Consider the following 18,301-nt stretch of genomic DNA (forward strand, 5'->3'; position numbering starts at 1 on the left):
CGCTTCGTCAGACGCCAAAGCCAATTGTGCCCACAGTCCGGCGCTATGCACGACACACGGTGGCCGACGATGGTTGTGCGAACTCGCTGATCTCACCGACCGAGACGGCCGCGGACCATTCCGACCATGGAGTTGAGCTCCTCGATGCGCATGCGCTTCGCGGCGATGAAGTAGACACCGAGCAGCACGGCACCGCCCGCGACAAGTGCGGCCAGCGATCCGACAACGCCCTGTCCGAGCGCTTGCGTGACCGCGTACGCGGCGCCGCCACCGAGGAGCGCCGCGGGCAGCGAGGCGATACCGAGCCTGGCATACGTACGCAGGACGCGAGAGCCGTCCAGGTCGCCGCCGAGCCGCTTCCGCAGCCGTCGCCAGGCGACACCCACGCCGATGGCGTACGCGAGGCCGTAGACGGCTGCCATGCCGGTGACGGCCCAGCGGGTCGGCAGGACGAAGTAGCAGGCCGCGGAGGCGGCGGCGTTCACGGCGGCGACGATGACCGTGTTGTAGAACGGCGTCCGCGTGTCCTCGTAGGCGTAGAAGGCACGCAGCACGACGTACTGCACGGAGTAGGGGATCAGGCCGAGGCCGAAGGCCATCAGCATGAAGCCCATGTTCGTGGCCTGCGGGCTGCCCGAGGAACCGAAGATCAGGGTGCACATCGGGATGCCGAGTGCGACGAACCCGAAGGCGATCGGCACGATCGCGACAGCCGTCGTGCGCAGGCCCTGGGAGATGTCGTCCCGGACGGAGCCGGTGTCCCCGTCGTTCGCGGAGCGGGACAGCCTCGGCAGCAGCGCCGCCATCAGGGAGACCGTGATGATGGCCTGCGGGAGCCCCCAGATGAGCTGGGCGTTGGCGTAGGCGGCGAAACCGATGCCGCCCGTCTCCGGCTGGTCGACCGTGGCGGCGGTGGCGAGCTGGGTGACGACGAGGGCACCCGCCTGGTTCGCCAGGACGAACAGGATCGTCCACTTGGCGAGCTTGGCGGCCTTGCCCAGGCCCTGGCCCTTCCAGTCGAAGCGCGGACGCAGCTTGAAACCGGTCTCGCGCAGGTACGGGATCATCGCCAGGGCCTGCACGACGAGACCGAGCAGGACACCGACGCCGAGGAGGCGCTCGGCCTCCGGCGGGATGCTCCGCACGTTCATGCCGGACGTCTCCGCCGTCCCGTAGACCCAGATGAACATGCCGAGCGTGGCGATGATGACGATGTTGTTGAGGACCGGCGTCCACATCATCGCGCCGAACTTGCCGCGGACGTTGAGGATCTGGCCCATCACCACGTGGATGCCCATGAAGAAGATCGAGGGCAGGAAGTAGCGCAGCAGGGTGGTGCCGACGTCGGTCGCCGCCGCGTCGTTGGCGACGGGGACGGACATCACCCGCACGAGTTGCGGGGCCAGCACGATGCCGAGGACGGTGAGTGCGGCGAGCGCCACCGTGACGAGCGTCAGCAAGCGGTTGGCGTACGCCTCGCCGCCGTCCTCGTCCTCCTTCATGGAGCGCACCAGCTGCGGTACGAACACCGAGTTGAGGCCGCCGCCCACGGTGAGGATGTAGATCATCGTGGGGATCTGGTAGACGACCTGGAAGGTGTCGCCGAGCAGACCGACGCCGAGCGCCGAGACGATCAGGGCGGAACGGATGAAGCCGGTGAGCCGCGAGACCAGTGTGCCCGCGGCCATGAGGGCGCTGGACTTCAGCAGGCTCGCCGCGCGGCCGCCGGACTTGGCGGCGGGCGCGGGCGCGGCCGCGGGTGCCTGAGCGGGAGCGGGCACGGGGGCGGCCGCCGGGCCCGGCACGAGCGGCTGCTCGACGGCGGGCGGGTAGCCGCCGTCGGTGGGCTGCTGATAACCGTGGCTCTGCTGGTGGTCGTCCCCCTGCTGATAGCCGTGGCCCTGCTGGTAGGCGCCCCCCTGGGGGTAGCCGGCGCCTTGGGGATAGCCGGTCCCCTGGGGATAACCGCCTTGCTGGTACTCACCCTGCGGGTACTGGCCCTGCGGGTACTGGCCTTGTTGGTGGCCACCCTGTTGATAGCCGCCCTGCTGGTACTCGTCCTGCTGGTAGGCGCCCTGCTGACCGTGGTAGCCACTGGCATGCTGGTCGCGGAAGAGATGGGCGAAGGCGTCCCGCTCGTGGTACTCCTCGCCGGCCTGGGTGACCAGGTCGTCGACGCCCACGAACTGCGTCGTACGGGCGTCGTCGCCGTAGGGGAGATGCCGGGTCGGCCCCTCCGGCTCGGGGGCCGGGGGCTGGGCCCACACGCGAGGGTCGGGGGCGTGCTCGGGGGTGGGCGGCTGGGCGTAGAGCGGCTGCTGCTGATAGGTGCCGGGCGGCGGCGGGGGGTGCGCCGCGCGGTCGTAGAGCGCCTCGGTCACCGGGTCCTGGGCAGAGAGGTCCTGCGCCCGGTAGGGGTCCTGGTCATAGGCGTCCTGGAGATACACGTCCGGCGCCGGTTGCGGCGGCACCTGCCCGTGCTCGGGGGAGCCGGGCGGCGGGCCTTCGGACGAGGCCGAACCGCCCGCGCCCTGGCCACGGTCACCGTCGTACGGCGCGTTCATGGTTACCCCACCTCATCGTCCCCGGGCCCACCGGCCACGACATCGCTCAACGGTCCACTCTCTCACCCGTGTCCGATGGGTCGGTGCTTTCGGGAGCGGTGTCCGGGGTCGGGTCACTCGGCTGCTCGGGGTCGTCCGTCCCGGATCCGCTGCCGGACTCGCCGTCGGGGCCCGTCTCCGGGCCGTCGCCCGAGCCCTCCTCCGGGTCCTGGCCCGGGCCCTCCTCGGCCAGTTTGCGGGCCGCCCGCTTGCGCTGGGTGTACATCCGGAACCCGGCGAGCACGAGCAGCAGGAGACCGCCCGCGATGACGAGCATCACGGTGAGGGTGACCTCGGTGACGTTGACGTCGAAGCGCACGACGTCCCCGTAGGGCTTGCCGTCCTCCGTGTAGAGCCGCGCGTACACCGGCACGGGGCCGTTGGCGTTGGCGGTGGTCGTGAACTTCACGGACTGGGAGTGGCCGCCCGCGATTTTGATCGGCTTCTCTTCGAACTGCCCGTCGCCGATCTTCAGGCGCGTGGGGTTCTGCGAGTACAGCCGCAGGACGAGATGGTCGACGCCCTGCACGAGGTTGTTCTGCACCGACACGGGGATGGTGGCGCTGCGACCGGACAGCTTCGCGTCGGACCTCTGGATCAGGGCCACCTGCTTGGTGAGATTCCGCAGATAGTTCTTGACGCTGTCCTGGTAGGCCGTCGCTTCCACCGTGCGACCGCGCCAGGACGTCGACATCCCCCGGTCTATGGCCCGCCCGAAGGGGGTGACCACGCGGTCCTGCTCCGTGAGGATCACCTGGAAGCTCTCCAGCTGGTCCTGGGTGGCCTGGATGGTCACGAAGGACTTCCGCGGCAGCTCCTGCTTGCGCAGCGAGGCGGGGTACGTCCCGGCCGACGGGACCTGGGTGGTCGCCCGCGGATCCGGCTTGGCCTTGGCGGCGGCGGTCAGGCTCTCGGACTGCGACCACTTTCCGTCGGAGAGGGCGCTCAGCGCCTTCTCCATGGCCTGGGCCTGGCTGACGGAGGGCATGCGCTGCGGCGCGACGACGATGCTCCGCTGGTTGTCCGGATCCTGCAGGTTGATCATGAGGCTCTGGGCGAGGAACTCCTGGACGGCGAGCGTGGAGTTCCCGGCGTCCGTCATGTCGCCCTGGAAAGCCGTGGAGAGGCGGGCGTCGGCCACCACGGCGGTGGTGCCGCCGCCGATGGGCCGGGCCGCGGTCGGCGAGTACGACAGGCCGCCGGTCTCACGGAGGCTGTCGCTGCGGGCGATCACCGTATGGGCGCCCGCGGAGGTGGCGACGTCGACGATCGACGGGTCGACCGCCCCGTCGGCGGGCCACGCGAAGTCCGTGGTCGGCTTCGCCTGCAGGATCGTCAACACCGTTTTGGCGCCTACTTCGGTGGCTTCCTTGAGGTGCCCGAGAGAGCCGCCGACCGCCTTGCCGGTGTGCGCGAGCGACGCGAGGTCGGGGTCGGCGAAGGGCAGCGCGACGACCTTCTTGCCCTTGACGGCGGCCTGGAGGTCGTTGAGCCACTGATTGGCGACGGACTGGTGCCTGCCCGCCCTGCTCGTCTTCCCGTCCGGGTTCTCGATCCGGTAGCTCTTCGTCATGGCCTCGACCGAGGCGAGCAGATCCGGATCGATGACCCACGTGACGTCATGGCGGCTGCCGAGGGAGAGGAGCTGCTCCAGGCGTCCGCCCGGGGCGAGCTCGTCGGCCAGGTCGTCGTTCTTGAAGACGGGTGTCTGCTGGTCGTCGGAGCCGGTCTTCGCCGTGAGGTGGGTGGAGGTGGTGAGCGGCCACAGATACGTGGTCTTCGTCTTCGTGCCGGCGGCGTCGGGCTGCCACGGCAGGAAGGTCCGCTCGATGCCGAGCACCTGGGGGTAGGGCTGGGCGGCGCTCTGCCCGGTGAGGGCGACCCCCAGCTGGTAGACGCCGTCGGTGCCGAGGGACAGCGCCTTCACCGGTACGGAGATGCTGAAGTCCTGCCGCACGCCCGGTGCGAGCCTGGAGATCTTCTCGACGTACTTCCCGCCGATCTCCCTGCCCTCGGCCCCCGGCTGGAAGCCCGTGCGCTTCGCCGCGCTGTCGATGGCGCTGCGGCTGGTGAGAGGCGCGCCGACGCGCAGTCCGACTTGGGCGTCGGTCACCGTCTGCTTGCCGTTGTTGGTGACCGTGCCCGAAACGGTGAGTGTGTCGCCCTCACCGGGAGCGGTGGGGGTGAGCGAGTCCAGAGACACGTCGACGGTGCGAGAGCCGGTGGCGTCGGCCTTCGCGCCCGACACGGCCGTCCCGGCCTGGGTGCTCGGCGCGGCGGCCTGCGCCACGGGCCCTGCCGGGGCCTGCAGGAGGCCGGCCAGCAAGGGGGTACCCACCAGCAGTGCTGCGGTGCGCCGCAGCCACCGGCGGGCAGGTGAGGGGCTCGTCCCCGGGAAGTCTGCCGCCTCGGCCACGCGTTCGCCCGTCCCTCGTCGTCAGTGGTCGTCGGTTGTGCGTCCACGCATGGTAACGATGCGCGCTGTGGCGAAGTGCCGCGGACTGCTCCACGTGATCAGAAGCGGACGTTCCACGGGTTCAAGAGCTGACGCGCCACGTGATCATGAGCCGACGCTCCACTGGATCAGAAGGCGGGCCCGAGCGGCGGCACGAGCCCTGTGGGGCCCGGCGGGAATCGGGTCGGCCCCGGGCGGCCGGGGCACGTACCCTTTTCTGTTGTGCCGAACGCCAATGAAGAGAACCCCAGCGCACTGAGCCAGGTGCAGCGCCGCGCGGTCAGCGAACTGCTCCGTGTGTCCCCTGTCGCGGACGACCTCGCCCGCCGTTTCCAGGAGGCCGGGTTCTCCCTCGCCCTGGTCGGCGGTTCGGTCAGGGACGCCCTTCTGGGCCGGCTCGGCAACGACCTGGACTTCACGACCGACGCCCGCCCCGAGGACGTACTGAAGATCGTCCGGCCGTGGGCCGACGCGGTGTGGGAGGTCGGGATCGCTTTCGGCACGGTCGGCAGCCAGAAGGACGCCCGCGTCGGAGACGAAGACCTGAGCTTCCAGGTCGAGGTGACGACGTACCGCTCGGAGGCGTATGACAGGACCTCGCGCAAGCCCGAGGTGTCCTACGGCGACTCCATCGAGGAAGACCTCGTGCGCCGTGACTTCACGGTGAACGCGATGGCCGTGGCGCTCCCCGAGAAGGAGTTCATCGACCCGCACGGTGGTCTTGAGGACCTGGCGGAGCGTGTCCTGCGCACCCCCGGCACCCCTGAGGGCTCCTTCTCCGACGACCCGCTGCGCATGCTGCGGGCCGCGCGCTTCGCCGCGCAGCTGGACTTCGAGGTGGCGCCGGACGTCGTCGCGGCGATGAAGGCGATGGCCGAGCGCATCGACATCGTCTCCGCGGAGCGGGTCCGGGACGAATTGAACAAGCTGCTCCTCTCCGCACACCCGCGCAAGGGCCTCGCCCTCCTCGTGGAGACGGGCCTCGCCGAGCGCATCCTGCCCGAGCTGCCCGCGCTCCGTCTGGAGCGGGACGAGCACCACCGCCACAAGGACGTGTACGACCACTCGCTGATCGTCCTGGAACAGGCGATGGCGCTGGAGACGGACGGCCCCGACCTGACGCTGCGGCTCGCCGCGCTGCTCCACGACATCGGCAAGCCGCGGACACGGCGCTTCGAGAGCGACGGCCGCGTCTCCTTCCACCACCACGAGGTGGTCGGCGCCAAGATGGTCAAGAAGCGGATGACGGCGCTCAAGTACTCCAACGAGCTGGTGAAGGACGTCTCACGCCTGGTCGAGCTCCACCTGCGCTTCCACGGCTACGGCACGGGGGAATGGACGGACTCGGCCGTACGCCGCTACGTACGCGACGCGGGCCCGCTCCTGGAGCGTCTGCACAAGCTGACCCGCTCGGACTGCACGACGCGCAACAAGCGCAAGGCGAACGCCCTGTCGCGCGCGTACGACGGCCTGGAGGAGCGCATCGCACGCCTCCAGGAGCAGGAGGAGCTGGACTCGATCCGCCCCGACCTCGACGGCAACGCCATCATGGAGATCCTGGACGTGGGCCCGGGCCCGGTGATCGGCAAGGCCTACAAGTTCCTGCTGGAGCTGCGCCTGGAGAACGGGCCGATGGAGCGGGACGCGGCGGCCGCGGCGCTCAAGGAGTGGTGGGCCGCGCAGGACTGAGTAGGGACAGCGGGTGCCTCACGGTTTCACGTGAAACATCCGCTACCCCGCCATCCCGAATACGCCGAGGGGCGTTGTTTCACGTGAAACCGTGAAACAACGCCCCTCGGCGGTCTACTGCTAAGCCCTGTTCAAGTACTAAGCCTTCTTCAAGCAGAGCACGACGTCGTGGCCCTTGCCCTGCTGGAAGTAGGCGACCTCGGAGCTCTTGACGGCCTCGCACTTGCTGCTGTCGCTGGTGCCGTCGAACTTCTCGACGACCTTGAACTCGGCCTCGCTCGAAGAGCAGTCGACTTCCTTGAGGTCCGGCGAGATCTGCGTGCCCTCGTTGTGCATGCAGCTGCCGACCGAGGTGGATTCCGCGTCGCTCTTGCCGAGGTACCACTTGCCGACGGCTATGAGGATCGCGACCAGAATGAAGCCGCCGATACGCAGGAGCAGTTTCTTGCCACGCCCACGGGGAGCGGCCGGCGCCGGGGGAACGGGTCCACCCTGGTTGAAGGGCGGGTACGGCTGCGGTGCGCCCGGCTGGCCCTGCGGAGCCGGGTACGGGGCCGTCGGGGCCTGCTGAACGCCGCCCTGGGGCTGGCCATAGGGGTTCTGGCCCTGGGGCGGGTACGGAGTCTGGCCCTGGGGCGGCGGAGTGGTCACTTTTGGGGGTCCCCCTCGAACGAGAGCGCGATGGCGCGAATACGACGCCCGTAAGTTATCCGGGTGGGACGGAATCTCTGTAGCCCAGAGGGACTCTGTGGCATTGATGTGACACTTATTGCGCGTCAAAACGTGCCATAGCCCCAGCAATCGCCGCGTAGAGCAGGGCCACCCCGATGACCAGCGGAACCGACCGTCCGTCCGGCGGCAGCACCAGCGCGGCGACCCCCGCCGCACCCACGAACGCGACGTTGAAGAGGACGTCGTAGAGGGAGAAGACCCGGCCTCGGAAGCCGTCGGCCACCGCCGACTGCACCACCGTGTCCGTGGCGATCTTCGCGCCCTGGGTCGTCAGACCGAGGACGAAGGCGGCGATGAGGAGGGGGACGGGCGCGAAGGTGAGCCCGAGTGCAGGTTCGAGGACCGCCGCCGCTCCTGCGCAGGCCACCATCCAGCCGCCCGCCCCCAGCCGTCCCACCGCCGAGGGCGTCACCAGGGCCGCCACGAAGAATCCCGCGCCGGAGAACCCCACGGCCAGGCCGAGCAGCGCGAGCCCGTCGGACTCCGTCGACGACCAGGCGTACCGGCAGAGCATCAGGACCATGACCGTCAGCGCGCCGTAGCAGAACCGCATCACCGTCATCGCGGCCAGCGCGCGGGCGGCCGCGGGACGCTGTAGCAGGTGCCGGACCCCCGCCCGCAGCTCGCGCGCCGTGCCCGCGAGGGCGGCCGCGAGCCGAGGCTGCACCAGGTCGGGGTCGGGGCCGAGCAGTGCACGGGCCATGCGCAGCGAGGCGAGGGCCGCGCAGAGGTACAGGACCGCCCCGACAAGCACCACCGCCGCGTCCGAGTCCGGCCCCACCAGGCGTACGACGAAGGCGAGTCCGCCGCCCAGGGTCGCGGCGAGCGTGCCCGCGGTCGGCGAGAGGGAGTTCGCGATGACCAGGCGGTCGGCGTCGACCACCCGGGGCAGCGCGGCCGAGAGGCCGGCCAGGACGAAGCGGTTGACGGCGGTGACGCAGAGGGCGGAGACGTAGAAGAGCCAGTCGGCGACGACGCTCAGCATCAGCACGGCGGTCACGGAGGCCAGGGCGGCCCGCAGGAGATTGCCGTACAGGAAGACCTGGCGGCGCTGCCAGCGGTCGAGGAGGACGCCTGCGAACGGGCCGATCAGCGAGTAGGGAAGGAGCAGCACCGCCATGGCGGAGGCGATCGCTCCGGGCGAGGCCTGTTTCTCCGGGGAGAAGACGACGTAGGTGGCGAGCGCGACCTGATAGACGCCGTCGGCTCCCTGGGAGATCAGCCGTAGGGCGAGGAGCCTCCGGAAGTCCCGCAGTCGCAGCAGTATCCGCAGGTCACCGACGACAGCCATGGGGCCAAGCCTCACATACGAGGAGGGCCCCCGGGCGGAATGCCCGAGGACCCTCGACAAGCACAAAGGAGAGAGCTGTTTAGCGCTCGACCTCGCCCTTGATGAACTTCTCGACGTTGTCGTAGGCCTCGTCGTCGAAGTACTGCACCGGCGGGGACTTCATGAAGTACGACGACGCGGAGAGGATCGGGCCGCCGACACCGCGGTCCTTGGCGATCTTCGCGGCGCGGAGAGCGTCGATGATGACACCCGCGGAGTTCGGGGAGTCCCAGACCTCGAGCTTGTACTCCAGGTTCAGCGGGACGTCACCGAAGGCGCGGCCCTCGAGGCGGACGTACGCCCACTTGCGGTCGTCGAGCCACGCGACGTAGTCCGACGGGCCGATGTGGACGTTCTTCTCGCCCAGCTCGCGGTCGGGGATCTGCGAGGTGACGGCCTGCGTCTTCGAGATCTTCTTCGACTCGAGGCGGTCGCGCTCCAGCATGTTCTTGAAGTCCATGTTGCCGCCGACGTTCAGCTGCATGGTGCGCTCGAGACGGACACCGCGGTCCTCGAACAGCTTCGCCATCACACGGTGCGTGATGGTGGCGCCGACCTGCGACTTGATGTCGTCGCCGACGATCGGGACACCGGCCTCGGTGAACTTGTCCGCCCACTCCTTGGTGCCGGCGATGAAGACCGGCAGGGCGTTGACGAACGCGACCTTGGCGTCGATGGCGCACTGCGCGTAGAACTTCGCGGCGTCCTCGGAACCGACGGGCAGGTAGCAGACGAGGACGTCGACCTCGCGGTCCTTGAGGACCTGGACGACGTCGACCGGGGCCTCGTCGGACTCCTCGATGGTCTGGCGGTAGTACTTGCCCAGGCCGTCGAGGGTGTGGCCGCGCTGAACCGTGACGCCCTTGTTCGGCACGTCGCAGATCTTGATGGTGTTGTTCTCGCTGGCACCGATGGCGTCCGAGAGGTCGAGGCCGACCTTCTTCGCGTCGACGTCGAAGGCGGCGACGAACTCGACGTCACCGACGTGGTACTCGCCGAACTGGACGTGCATCAGGCCCGGGACCTTCGTGTCCGGGTCGGCGTCCTTGTAGTACTCGACGCCCTGGACCAGCGAGGCGGCGCAGTTGCCCACGCCGACGATGGCTACGCGAACCGAACCCATTCCGGTTGCTCCCTGTGTGATCTCGGTATTCGGGATGAAACCCCGCGGAACGCTGGGTCTCACTTATTGGGGTCATCGGACGGATCCGGCGGCGGGTCGTTCTCCCGCCGCCGGGGCAGGCCCGCCGACTCCCCAGATGTGCTGTTCTGCTGAGCGGAGCTGCCGGGGGCGGACCGTTGCTGGTCCCGCCCCGCCCGCTCGCTCTCGATGAGCTCGTTCAGCCAGCGCACTTCGCGCTCCACGGACTCCATGCCGTGCCGCTGAAGTTCGAGCGTGTAGTCGTCCAGGCGCTCCCGGGTACGGGCCAGGGAGGCGCGCATCTTCTCCAAGCGCTCTTCGAGGCGGCTGCGGCGGCCCTCGAGCACCCGCATCCGCACGTCTCGCGAGGTCTGCCCGAAGAAGGCGAAGCGGGCGGCGAAGTGCTCGTCCTCGTACGCGTCGGGGCCGGTCTGCGAGAGCAGGTCCTCGAAGTGCTCCTTACCTTCCGCCGTCAACCGATAGACGATCTTGGCGCGACGCCCCGCGAGCGGAGCCGCGAGGGCGTCGTCGGGGCTGCCGCCCGACTCCTCGATCAACCAGCCGTTGGCGACCAGCGTCTTGAGGCAGGGGTAAAGCGTCCCGTAACTGAAGGCGCGGAACACTCCCAGCGATGTATTGAGGCGTTTACGCAGCTCATAGCCGTGCATCGGGGACTCTCTGAGCAGCCCGAGCACGGCGAATTCCAGGATGCCGGAGCGCCTGCTCATCGTCGCCTCCCGTCTGCCACGGTCCCTCAGTACGGCCTTTATGCCGAGCTGATGTATCGACTCGATACATCGAGACGATAGAACGGCGATCCGGTTGAGACAAGAGGGGGCACGGTGAACGGCGTCACATCACCGATTCGTAGGAAGTAACTTGCCTGTTTTGGGGTGAACTTCGGCTCTACGAGGGTTTTGACGGTGCGTAGTCTGTGCGCCATGCATGCCGCCGGGAACCAAGTGACGCATGAGAGCGTCGTCGTCCCTGGTGTAGTGCGGGTGGGTTCCGGAACGGACACATCCGCATTTCGGGGGGACCGGAAACCAGCCGCCGTTTCCAGGCGTGGACAGCTGCGCCTGCCCGAGGAGTAATCGTTCGATGAGCGAGCACCGTCGCAAACCGCCGCAGCCGCAGGGCGGCGGACGCGCCGCGGCCAGGCGCAGCGCCCCAGGAGCGCCATCGGGCCGCCGCGCGGCCCCGCGAAGCGACACAGGATCGCCCTCTTCTTCCTATGGGGCGCCCGGTCCTTCTTATGGGACGTCCGGTTCCGGAGCCCATGACGAAGGGGGCCGCCCCTATGGTGGCCGCGCCGAGGCCCGGCGCGCCGCGCAGCGCAGCGGTTCCGTCGGCACGGGCGGCAGCCGCCGCAGGGCGCCCGACGGGGGTGGGCGCGGTGCAGGTGGTGGCCGTCGTGGCGGCGGCGGTGGCGGGGCAGGCGGCCCGGGCGGCGCAGGACGCGGCAGGGGCCGTGGCGCCGAGCCGCCGGGTAAGAAGCGGTTCATCGACTACCCGCGCGCGGGCAAGAGCGGCGCCCGCCGCTGGGTCCCGTCGTGGCGTCTGGTCACCGGCATGTTCATCGGCTTCCTCGGCAGCTTGATGGCCGTCGCCGGCATCGCGTACGCACTGGTGGAGGTGCCGGAGGTCGACAAGGCGGCCAAGGCCCAGAACAACGTCTACTACTGGGCCGACGGCAAGCAGATGGTCGCGACCGGTGGTGAGCGCAACCGCCAGATCATCGACTACGACGACATCCCCGCGGAGATGCGTTACGCCGTGATGTCGGCGGAGAACAAGACGTTCGAGAAGGACAAGGGCGTCGACCCGATGGGCATCGCGCGTGCCCTGGTCAACATGGCCAAGGGCGGGCAGACCCAGGGTGGCTCCACGATCACCCAGCAGTACGTGAAGAACGCGCGCCTCGGCGATCAGTCGCAGACGTTCAGCAGGAAGTTCAAAGAGCTCTTCATCTCCATAAAGGTCGGCCGCCAGGTCTCCAAGGAAGACATCATGGCGGGGTACCTCAACACCGCCTATTACGGGCGCGGTGCCTACGGCATCCAGGCCGCCGCGCGGGCGTACTTCGGCAAGGAAGCCAGCGAGCTGGACCCCAGCCAGTGCGCTCTCCTCGCCACGGTGCTCAAGGGCGCCACGTACTACGACCCCGCCGGCTACCCCGAGATCGACCCCGCCGCCAACAAGGACGACAACACCGCCCGCGCCCAGAAGCGCTGGAAGTGGATCCTCGACGAGGAGGTCAAGGACGGCCACCTGACCGAGGAGCGGCGGGCCAAGTACACGGAGTTCCCCAAGCTGCAGAACCCGCGCTCGAACGTGGACCTGGCCGGCCAGACCGGTTACCTCGTGGACCTGGCCAAGGCGTACGTCATCAGGAACACCAACATCACCGCCGAGCAGCTCCAGCAGGGTGGCTACGAGATCCACACGACCTTCGACAGGAAGAAGGTCAAGGAGCTCGAGCAGGCGGTGAACAAGGTCCGCAAGGAGAAGATCAAGCCGAAGCTGCGTCCGGACAAGGACACGCACGTCCAGTTCGGCGGCGCCTCCGTGGACCCGAAGGACGGCGCGATCAAGGCCATCTACGGCGGTGAGGACGCGACCAAGCACTTCACCAACAACGCGGACCAGACCGGTGCGCAGGTCGGTTCGACGTACAAGCCGTTCGTGCTGGCCGCCGCGTTCAAATACGGCGTGCGTAACCCGGACGGCCCGGAACAGCAGACCGCGGTCGAGCGCACCATCGTCAACCCGAAGAGCCTGTACAGCGGCAAGAACGAGCTCAAGATCCAGAAGTACAACGGGCAGGTCTGGACGGACCGCGACGGCAACCAGTGGAACCAGAAGAACGACGGAGACCAGTCGTACAACCCTCCCAGCTACCAGATCGATCTCCGTGAGGCGATGAGGGAGTCGGTCAACTCGGCCTATGTGCAGCTCGGCATGGACGTCGGCCTGGACAAGGTGAAGGAGGCCGCCATGGACGCAGGCCTCAAGGACGACAGCTCCATGGCCGGTGCCACCTACCCGTCCTTCTCGCTCGGCACCTCGTCGCCGAGCGCCATCCGGATGGCCGGGGCCTACTCCACCTTCGCGGCGAGCGGCAAGCAGAACGAGCCGTACTCGGTCACGGAGGTCGAGCACGAGGGCGACACGGTCTACCGGCACGAGAAGGAGACCAAGCAGGCCTTCGACGCGGAGGTCGCCGACAACGTCACCGACGTACTGCGGACCGTCGTGGACAAGGGCACGGGTACCTCGGCCCAGCTCTCCGGCCGTCCGGTAGCGGGCAAGACCGGTACGACCGACGGCAACAAGTCGGCCTGGTTCGTCGGCTACACCCCGCAGCTGTCGACGGCGGTGAGCATGTACCGGCTCGACGACGACGAGAGCAACAAGCAGCGCAAGTTCCTGGAGATGTTCGGCACGGGCGGCGAGAAGAAGATTCACGGCGCCTCGTTCCCCGCGCAGATCTGGCAGGACTACATGGAGCAGGCGCTCAAGGGGACGCGCGTGATGAACTTCCCGGTGCCCGGGCCGATCGGCAAGGTGGTCGGTGAGACTCCGCCCCCGCCGCCGTCCCCGACGGAGACCGAGGAGGAGCCGGAGAAGACCATGTCACCGACGCCCACGGAGACCGAGTCCTCGAAGCCTCCGACGGAGACGCCCGACCCCGGCGAGTCCTGCGAGCCGCTGGACTGGGACTGCAACCACGACGGTGGCCAGGAGAACGGCGGTGCCGCCGACGGCGGCGTCGACGGCGGACCCGGCGGGGAGTCACCGCCACCGACACAGGATCCGGCCGGTGGCGCGGGGAACAACGGCAACGAGAACGGGGGCGGCGGCGGCTTCATCTCCGGCCCCAGGGGCTGAGCCGGTCCCGCCGGGGCGATCCGGCGGGCCGCCGAGGCATCCCCGCGGATGTTTCACGTGAAACGAGGGCCGTCGCACCGATGGGTGCGACGGCCCTCTCCGTGTTCTCAGTCGCGTACGGCAGGATGGCGGGCATGCCCAGTGCAGACCCCAGCGCAGAGACGCCGCACACGAGCGTGTACGAGCCTGTGAGCCAGGAGCCGGAGCCGGTACGGCCCACGAAGGAGGACGAGGTCGCCCGGGCCGGCAGCGAGCTGATCGGGGGCCCGGTCGGCCGGAGAGTGCTGTTCGCGGCGACGTGGTGGACTCCCGTCCGCGTCGTCGTACTCGTCGCGCTCGGGATGTTCGCACTCGGAATGATCCAGAAGATGCCGTGCTACAACGGCGCGTGGTTCTTCGGAGCGAGCTCGCAGTACACGCACGCGTGCTACTCCGACATCCCGCACCTCTACCAGGGACGCGGCTTCGCCGACGGTCTCGTGCCGTACTTCGACAAGCTGCCCGGCGACATGGAGTACCTCGAGTACCCGGTCCTCACCGGGGTGTTCATGGAGGTGGCCTCCTGGGTCACTCCCGGCAGCGGCTCCATGCAGCACCAGGAAAAGATCTACTGGATGGTCAACGCCGGGATACTGATGGCCTGCACCGCGGTCATCGCCGTCTGCGTCGCGCGGACCCACCGGCGCCGTCCCTGGGACGCTCTGCTCGTCGCTCTCGCCCCCGCCTTCGCGCTGACGGCCACCATCAACTGGGACCTCCTCGCCGTGGCTCTCACGGCCGCCGCGATGCTGATGTGGTCACGCGCGCGTCCGCTGGCTTTCGGTGTGCTCCTCGGGCTCGCGACGGCTGCCAAGCTCTATCCCGTGCTCATCCTCGGGCCGCTGTTGATCCTGTGCTGGCGCGCGGGCAAATGGCGGGAGTTCGGGACCGCGCTCCTTGGCACGGCGGGCGCCTGGCTGCTCGTCAACCTGCCGGTGATGCTGCTCGCGAGCGACGGCTGGTCGAAGTTCTACACGTTCAGCCAGGAGCGTGGCGTCGACTTCGGGTCCTTCTGGCTGATCCTCTCCCAGCGCATGGACTCTCCGCTGACGACCGACACGGTCAACACCCTGGCGACAGCGATGATGCTCCTCGCCTGCCTGGGCGTCGGCGCGCTCGGCCTCATGGCACCGCGGCGTCCCCGCTTCGCGCAGCTCGCCTTCCTGGTGGTCGCGGCCTTCATCCTCACCAACAAGGTCTACTCGCCGCAGTACGTCCTGTGGCTCATCCCCCTCGCCGCCCTCGCCCGGCCGCGCTGGCGCGACTTCCTGGTCTGGCAGGCGTGCGAGGTCGTGTACTTCCTGGGGATCTGGATGTACTTGGCGTACACGACGAGCGGAGACGCCCACAAGGGCCTGCCGGCCGAGGGCTACCAACTGGCCATCGCCGTGCACCTGTTGGGGACGCTGTACCTGTGCGCCGTGGTCGTACGCGACATCCTGCTGCCGGAGCGGGACGTGGTGCGGCAGGCCGGTGACGACGACCCCTCGGGGGGTGCTCTGGACGGCGCGCGGGACGTCTTCGTCCTGGGGGCCGAGGACCGGGCGCCTCGTTCGCTCTGAGCGAACAGGAGCGGGCTGTGTGCGGACTGTACGCGGACTCGGCATGTGAAAGGGCCGGTACGACTCGTCGTCGTACCGGCCCTTCCGCGTGCTGGATCAGTCCGTCTCAGCGGTCTGCGGTCCGTCTCAGCGGTCGACCATCCGGTCGAACTGCGTGGTGGTGTGCCGCAGGTGGGCCACCAGTTCCTCGCCGACCTTCGGCTCCGGCGCGTCGGAGGGGACGAAGAGGATCGAGACCTGCATGTGCGGCGGCTCCGCGAACCAGCGCTGCTTGCCCGCCCAGACGAACGGCGACAGGTTGCGGTTGACCGTCGCGAGTCCCGCGCGGGCCACACCCTTGGCGCGCGGCATCATGCCGTGCAGCGCCTTCGGGGCCTCCAGGCCGACACCGTGCGAGGTGCCGCCGGCGACCACGACCAGCCAGCCGTCGGACGCGACCTTCTGCTGGCGGTACCCGAAGCGGTCCCCCTTCGCGACAGCGGTGACATCGAGGACGGCGCCGCGGTACTCGGTGGCCTCGTGGTCGCCCAGCCAGAGGTTCGTGCCGATACGGGCGCGGAAGCGGGTCTGCGGGAACTGCTGCTGGAGCCGGGCGAGTTCGTGAGCCTTGAGGTGGCTGACGAACATCGTGTGCAGCGGTAGCCGGGCCGCGCGCAGGCGGTCCATCCAGCCGATGACCTCCTCGACGGCGTCCGAGCCGTCGGTGCGGTCCAGCGGCAGGTGGATCGCGAAACCTTCGAGGCGTACGTCCTCGATGGCGGCGTGCAGCTGCGGAAGCTCCTGCTCGCTGACGCCGTGGCGCTTCATCGAGGACATGACCTCGATGACGACGCGGGCGCCCACGAGGCCGTGCACGCCGTCGAGCGACGACACGGACCGGATGACGCGGTCGGGCAGCGGCACCGGCTCCTCGCCCCGCCTGAAGGGCGTCAGGACCAGGAGATCGCCGCTGAACCAGTCCTTGATCCGGGCGGCCTCGTAGGTGGTGCCCACGGCGAGGATGTCGGAGCTGAAGCGCGTCGCTTCCTCGGCGAGGCGCTCATGACCGAAGCCATAGCCGTTGCCCTTGCAGACCGGGACGATGCCCGGGAACTGCTCCAGCAGGTGCTTCTGGTGTGCCCGCCAGCGCGCGGTGTCGACATAGAGCGTGAGCGCCATGGCTGGATCCCGGAACCTTTCTCGTGCCTGCGGTGTATCGGAGTGATGGAAGGAATTGTGCGGGATCAGCGACGCGACATGTAGATGTCGAGCGCCTTGTGCAGCAGCTTGTTGAGCGGGAAGTCCCACTCGCCGATGTACTCGGCGGCCTCACCGCCGGTGCCGACCTTGAACTGGATCAGACCGAAGAGGTGGTCGGTCTCGTCCAGCGAGTCCGAGATGCCGCGCAGGTCGTAGACGGTGGCACCCATGGCGTACGCGTCGCGGAGCATCCGCCACTGCATCGCGTTCGAGGGCCTGACCTCACGCCCGATGTTGTCCGAGGCGCCGTAGGAGTACCAGACGTGCCCGCCGACGACCAGCATCGTCGCGGCCGACAGGTTCACGCCGTTGTGGCGCGCGAAGTACAGCCGCATGCGGTTGGGGTCCTCGGAGTTGAGGGCCTGCCACATCTGCTGGAAGTAGCCGAGGGGCCGCGGACGGAACTTGTCGCGCACCGCGGTGATCTCATAGAGCCGCTGCCACTCGGGGAGGTCGTAGTAGCCACCCTGGACGACCTCGACACCGGCCTTCTCGGCCTTCTTGATGTTGCGCCGCCACAGCTGGTTGAAGCCCTTCTGGACCTCGTCCAGGGAGCGGTTGGCCAGCGGCACCTGGAAGACGAAGCGGGGCTGCACGTCACCGAAGCCGGCGCCGCCGTCCTCACCCTGCTGCCACCCCATCCGGCGGAGCCGGTCGGAGACCTCGAAGGCCCGCGGCTCGATGTACGTCGCCTCGACGTCCCGCAGCCGCTTCACGTCCGGGTTCTGGATTCCGGCCTTGATCGCCGGAGCGTCCCAGCGGCGGATCACGACCGGCGGACCCATCTTCACGGAGAAGGCGCCCTGCTGCTTCAGATGCGCCAGCATCGGCTGGAGCCACTCGTCGAGATTCGGGGCGTACCAGTTGATCACCGGGCCCTCGGGCAGGTACGCGAGGTAACGCTTCAGCTTGGGCAGCTGTCGGTAGAGCACCAGGCCGGCACCGACGAGCTGGCCGGTCCTGTCGTCGAACCAGCCCAGGTTCTCCGAGCGCCATTCGCTCTTCACGTCAGCCCATGCGGGGACCTGGCAATGACTCGCCGACGGCAGTGTCTGGATATACGCCAGATGCTGCTCGCGACTGATGGTCCTCAGGGTCAGACTCATTCGGGGCGCTCCTCGGGCTGGTGTGTCCCCATGGGTACAGGGGCTCCGGCTCTCGCGCCGAAGCCTACTGCGCCCCGCGAGCGCCCCGTCTGGGCGTACGGAACTCGGGCCCCCGGCCCGCGCGTGCGGCCGGGGACCCGCGAGGCCGTCAGCCGACGATTCCGCCGAAGAGTCCGCCGTGCGCCATGCCCAGGAAGAAGCCGATCGCCGAAGCGCCGAGGCCCAGGATCAGACCGAAGCGTTCACGGGTCGTCGCCGAGATGAGCTGGCCGTACGCACCCGTGGCGATGCCGATGAGGCCGGCCCACGAGCTGATCAGATGGAGGTTGTGGAACATCGCCGTCACGAAGGCGATCGCCCCGAGCACCAGGGTCACGCCGAGCAGCGCGTCCTGGAGCGGATGGGATTTGCCGTCCGTGGCGAAGAGGGAAGTGGCGGTGTTCGGTCGCATTACCTGTGCCATGTGAGGCACCTCCTGCGGAAGCGGCGCATCGTAGCGCCATACACACCCGAT

The 18,301-nt window shown here is 68.8% G+C and carries 12 protein-coding genes; 3 read left to right on the plus strand and 9 right to left on the minus strand.

Annotated elements, in window-relative coordinates:
- Positions 1 to 92: 92 nt before the first annotated feature.
- Positions 93 to 2,564: a murein biosynthesis integral membrane protein MurJ gene (gene murJ / locus ACZ4Z4_RS31805; protein ID WP_468335041.1), complete on the minus strand. Its 2,472-nt coding sequence runs from the start codon at positions 2,562 to 2,564 to the stop codon at positions 93 to 95.
- 46 nt (positions 2,565 to 2,610) lie between these two features.
- Positions 2,611 to 5,019: a DUF6049 family protein gene (locus ACZ4Z4_RS31810; protein WP_468335044.1), complete on the minus strand. Its 2,409-nt coding sequence runs from the start codon at positions 5,017 to 5,019 to the stop codon at positions 2,611 to 2,613.
- A 261-nt stretch (positions 5,020 to 5,280) separates the two neighbouring features.
- Here ACZ4Z4_RS31810 and ACZ4Z4_RS31815 point away from each other — a divergent pair, with 261 nt between their 5' ends.
- Positions 5,281 to 6,747 (plus strand): CCA tRNA nucleotidyltransferase, encoded by a 1,467-nt coding sequence (locus tag ACZ4Z4_RS31815; protein WP_468335047.1) that lies wholly within the window; start codon positions 5,281 to 5,283, stop codon positions 6,745 to 6,747.
- Positions 6,748 to 6,885: 138 nt separating this feature from the next.
- Here the strand turns inward: ACZ4Z4_RS31815 and ACZ4Z4_RS31820 are convergent, their stop codons facing one another.
- The 4 genes from ACZ4Z4_RS31820 to ACZ4Z4_RS31835 form a co-directional block, all read right to left on the minus strand.
- Complete coding sequence (locus ACZ4Z4_RS31820) at positions 6,886 to 7,398, minus strand: LppU/SCO3897 family protein (protein ID WP_468335049.1); 513 nt, start codon at positions 7,396 to 7,398, stop codon at positions 6,886 to 6,888.
- Positions 7,399 to 7,513: 115 nt separating this feature from the next.
- Complete coding sequence (locus ACZ4Z4_RS31825) at positions 7,514 to 8,770, minus strand: MFS transporter (protein WP_468335051.1); 1,257 nt, start codon at positions 8,768 to 8,770, stop codon at positions 7,514 to 7,516.
- Between the two features lie 79 nt (positions 8,771 to 8,849).
- Complete coding sequence (locus ACZ4Z4_RS31830) at positions 8,850 to 9,932, minus strand: inositol-3-phosphate synthase (protein WP_468335054.1); 1,083 nt, start codon at positions 9,930 to 9,932, stop codon at positions 8,850 to 8,852.
- 59 nt (positions 9,933 to 9,991) lie between these two features.
- On the minus strand, positions 9,992 to 10,678 hold the full coding sequence (locus ACZ4Z4_RS31835) for a PadR family transcriptional regulator (protein ID WP_468335057.1): 687 nt from the start codon (positions 10,676 to 10,678) through the stop codon (positions 9,992 to 9,994).
- A gap of 373 nt (positions 10,679 to 11,051) precedes the next feature.
- On the opposite strand from ACZ4Z4_RS31835, the gene ACZ4Z4_RS31840 reads away from it, so the two are divergent.
- Together ACZ4Z4_RS31840 and ACZ4Z4_RS31845 are read left to right on the plus strand one after the other, a co-directional pair.
- Complete coding sequence (locus ACZ4Z4_RS31840; protein ID WP_468335060.1) at positions 11,052 to 13,841, plus strand: transglycosylase domain-containing protein; 2,790 nt, start codon at positions 11,052 to 11,054, stop codon at positions 13,839 to 13,841.
- A gap of 134 nt (positions 13,842 to 13,975) precedes the next feature.
- A complete protein-coding gene (locus ACZ4Z4_RS31845; RefSeq protein ID WP_468335063.1) occupies positions 13,976 to 15,442 on the plus strand; it encodes a glycosyltransferase family 87 protein in 1,467 nt (488 codons plus the stop codon).
- Between the two features lie 126 nt (positions 15,443 to 15,568).
- On the opposite strand, the gene ACZ4Z4_RS31850 is transcribed toward ACZ4Z4_RS31845, so the two are convergent.
- From ACZ4Z4_RS31850 to ACZ4Z4_RS31860, 3 genes are all read right to left on the minus strand, one after another.
- The gene (locus ACZ4Z4_RS31850; RefSeq protein WP_468335066.1) at positions 15,569 to 16,600 is read right to left on the minus strand and encodes an alanine racemase; all 1,032 of its coding nucleotides are present in this window, start codon (positions 16,598 to 16,600) and stop codon (positions 15,569 to 15,571) included.
- 65 nt (positions 16,601 to 16,665) lie between these two features.
- The gene (locus tag ACZ4Z4_RS31855) at positions 16,666 to 17,787 is read right to left on the minus strand and encodes a lipid II:glycine glycyltransferase FemX (protein WP_362988283.1); all 1,122 of its coding nucleotides are present in this window, start codon (positions 17,785 to 17,787) and stop codon (positions 16,666 to 16,668) included.
- A 148-nt stretch (positions 17,788 to 17,935) separates the two neighbouring features.
- Entirely contained in the window at positions 17,936 to 18,250 is a 315-nt protein-coding gene (locus ACZ4Z4_RS31860; RefSeq protein WP_468335069.1) for a hypothetical protein, read from the minus strand.
- Positions 18,251 to 18,301: the final 51 nt, after the last annotated feature.

The organism is Streptomyces sp. NPDC030245 (assembly GCF_055572995.1).

What these genes read in the sequence shown, in the direction of transcription:
- ACZ4Z4_RS31860 (WP_468335069.1), bottom strand. Translation starts at nt 18,250, where the DNA reads ATGGCACAGGTAATGCGACCGAACACCGCCACTTCCCTCTTCGCCACG.
- ACZ4Z4_RS31830 (WP_468335054.1), bottom strand. Translation starts at nt 9,932, where the DNA reads ATGGGTTCGGTTCGCGTAGCCATCGTCGGCGTGGGCAACTGCGCCGCC.
- ACZ4Z4_RS31835 (WP_468335057.1), bottom strand. Translation starts at nt 10,678, where the DNA reads ATGAGCAGGCGCTCCGGCATCCTGGAATTCGCCGTGCTCGGGCTGCTC.
- ACZ4Z4_RS31825 (WP_468335051.1), bottom strand. Translation starts at nt 8,770, where the DNA reads ATGGCTGTCGTCGGTGACCTGCGGATACTGCTGCGACTGCGGGACTTC.
- ACZ4Z4_RS31855 (WP_362988283.1), bottom strand. Translation starts at nt 17,787, where the DNA reads ATGAGTCTGACCCTGAGGACCATCAGTCGCGAGCAGCATCTGGCGTAT.
- ACZ4Z4_RS31840 (WP_468335060.1), top strand. Translation starts at nt 11,052, where the DNA reads ATGAGCGAGCACCGTCGCAAACCGCCGCAGCCGCAGGGCGGCGGACGC.
- murJ (WP_468335041.1), bottom strand. Translation starts at nt 2,564, where the DNA reads ATGAACGCGCCGTACGACGGTGACCGTGGCCAGGGCGCGGGCGGTTCG.
- ACZ4Z4_RS31850 (WP_468335066.1), bottom strand. Translation starts at nt 16,600, where the DNA reads ATGGCGCTCACGCTCTATGTCGACACCGCGCGCTGGCGGGCACACCAG.
- ACZ4Z4_RS31845 (WP_468335063.1), top strand. Translation starts at nt 13,976, where the DNA reads ATGCCCAGTGCAGACCCCAGCGCAGAGACGCCGCACACGAGCGTGTAC.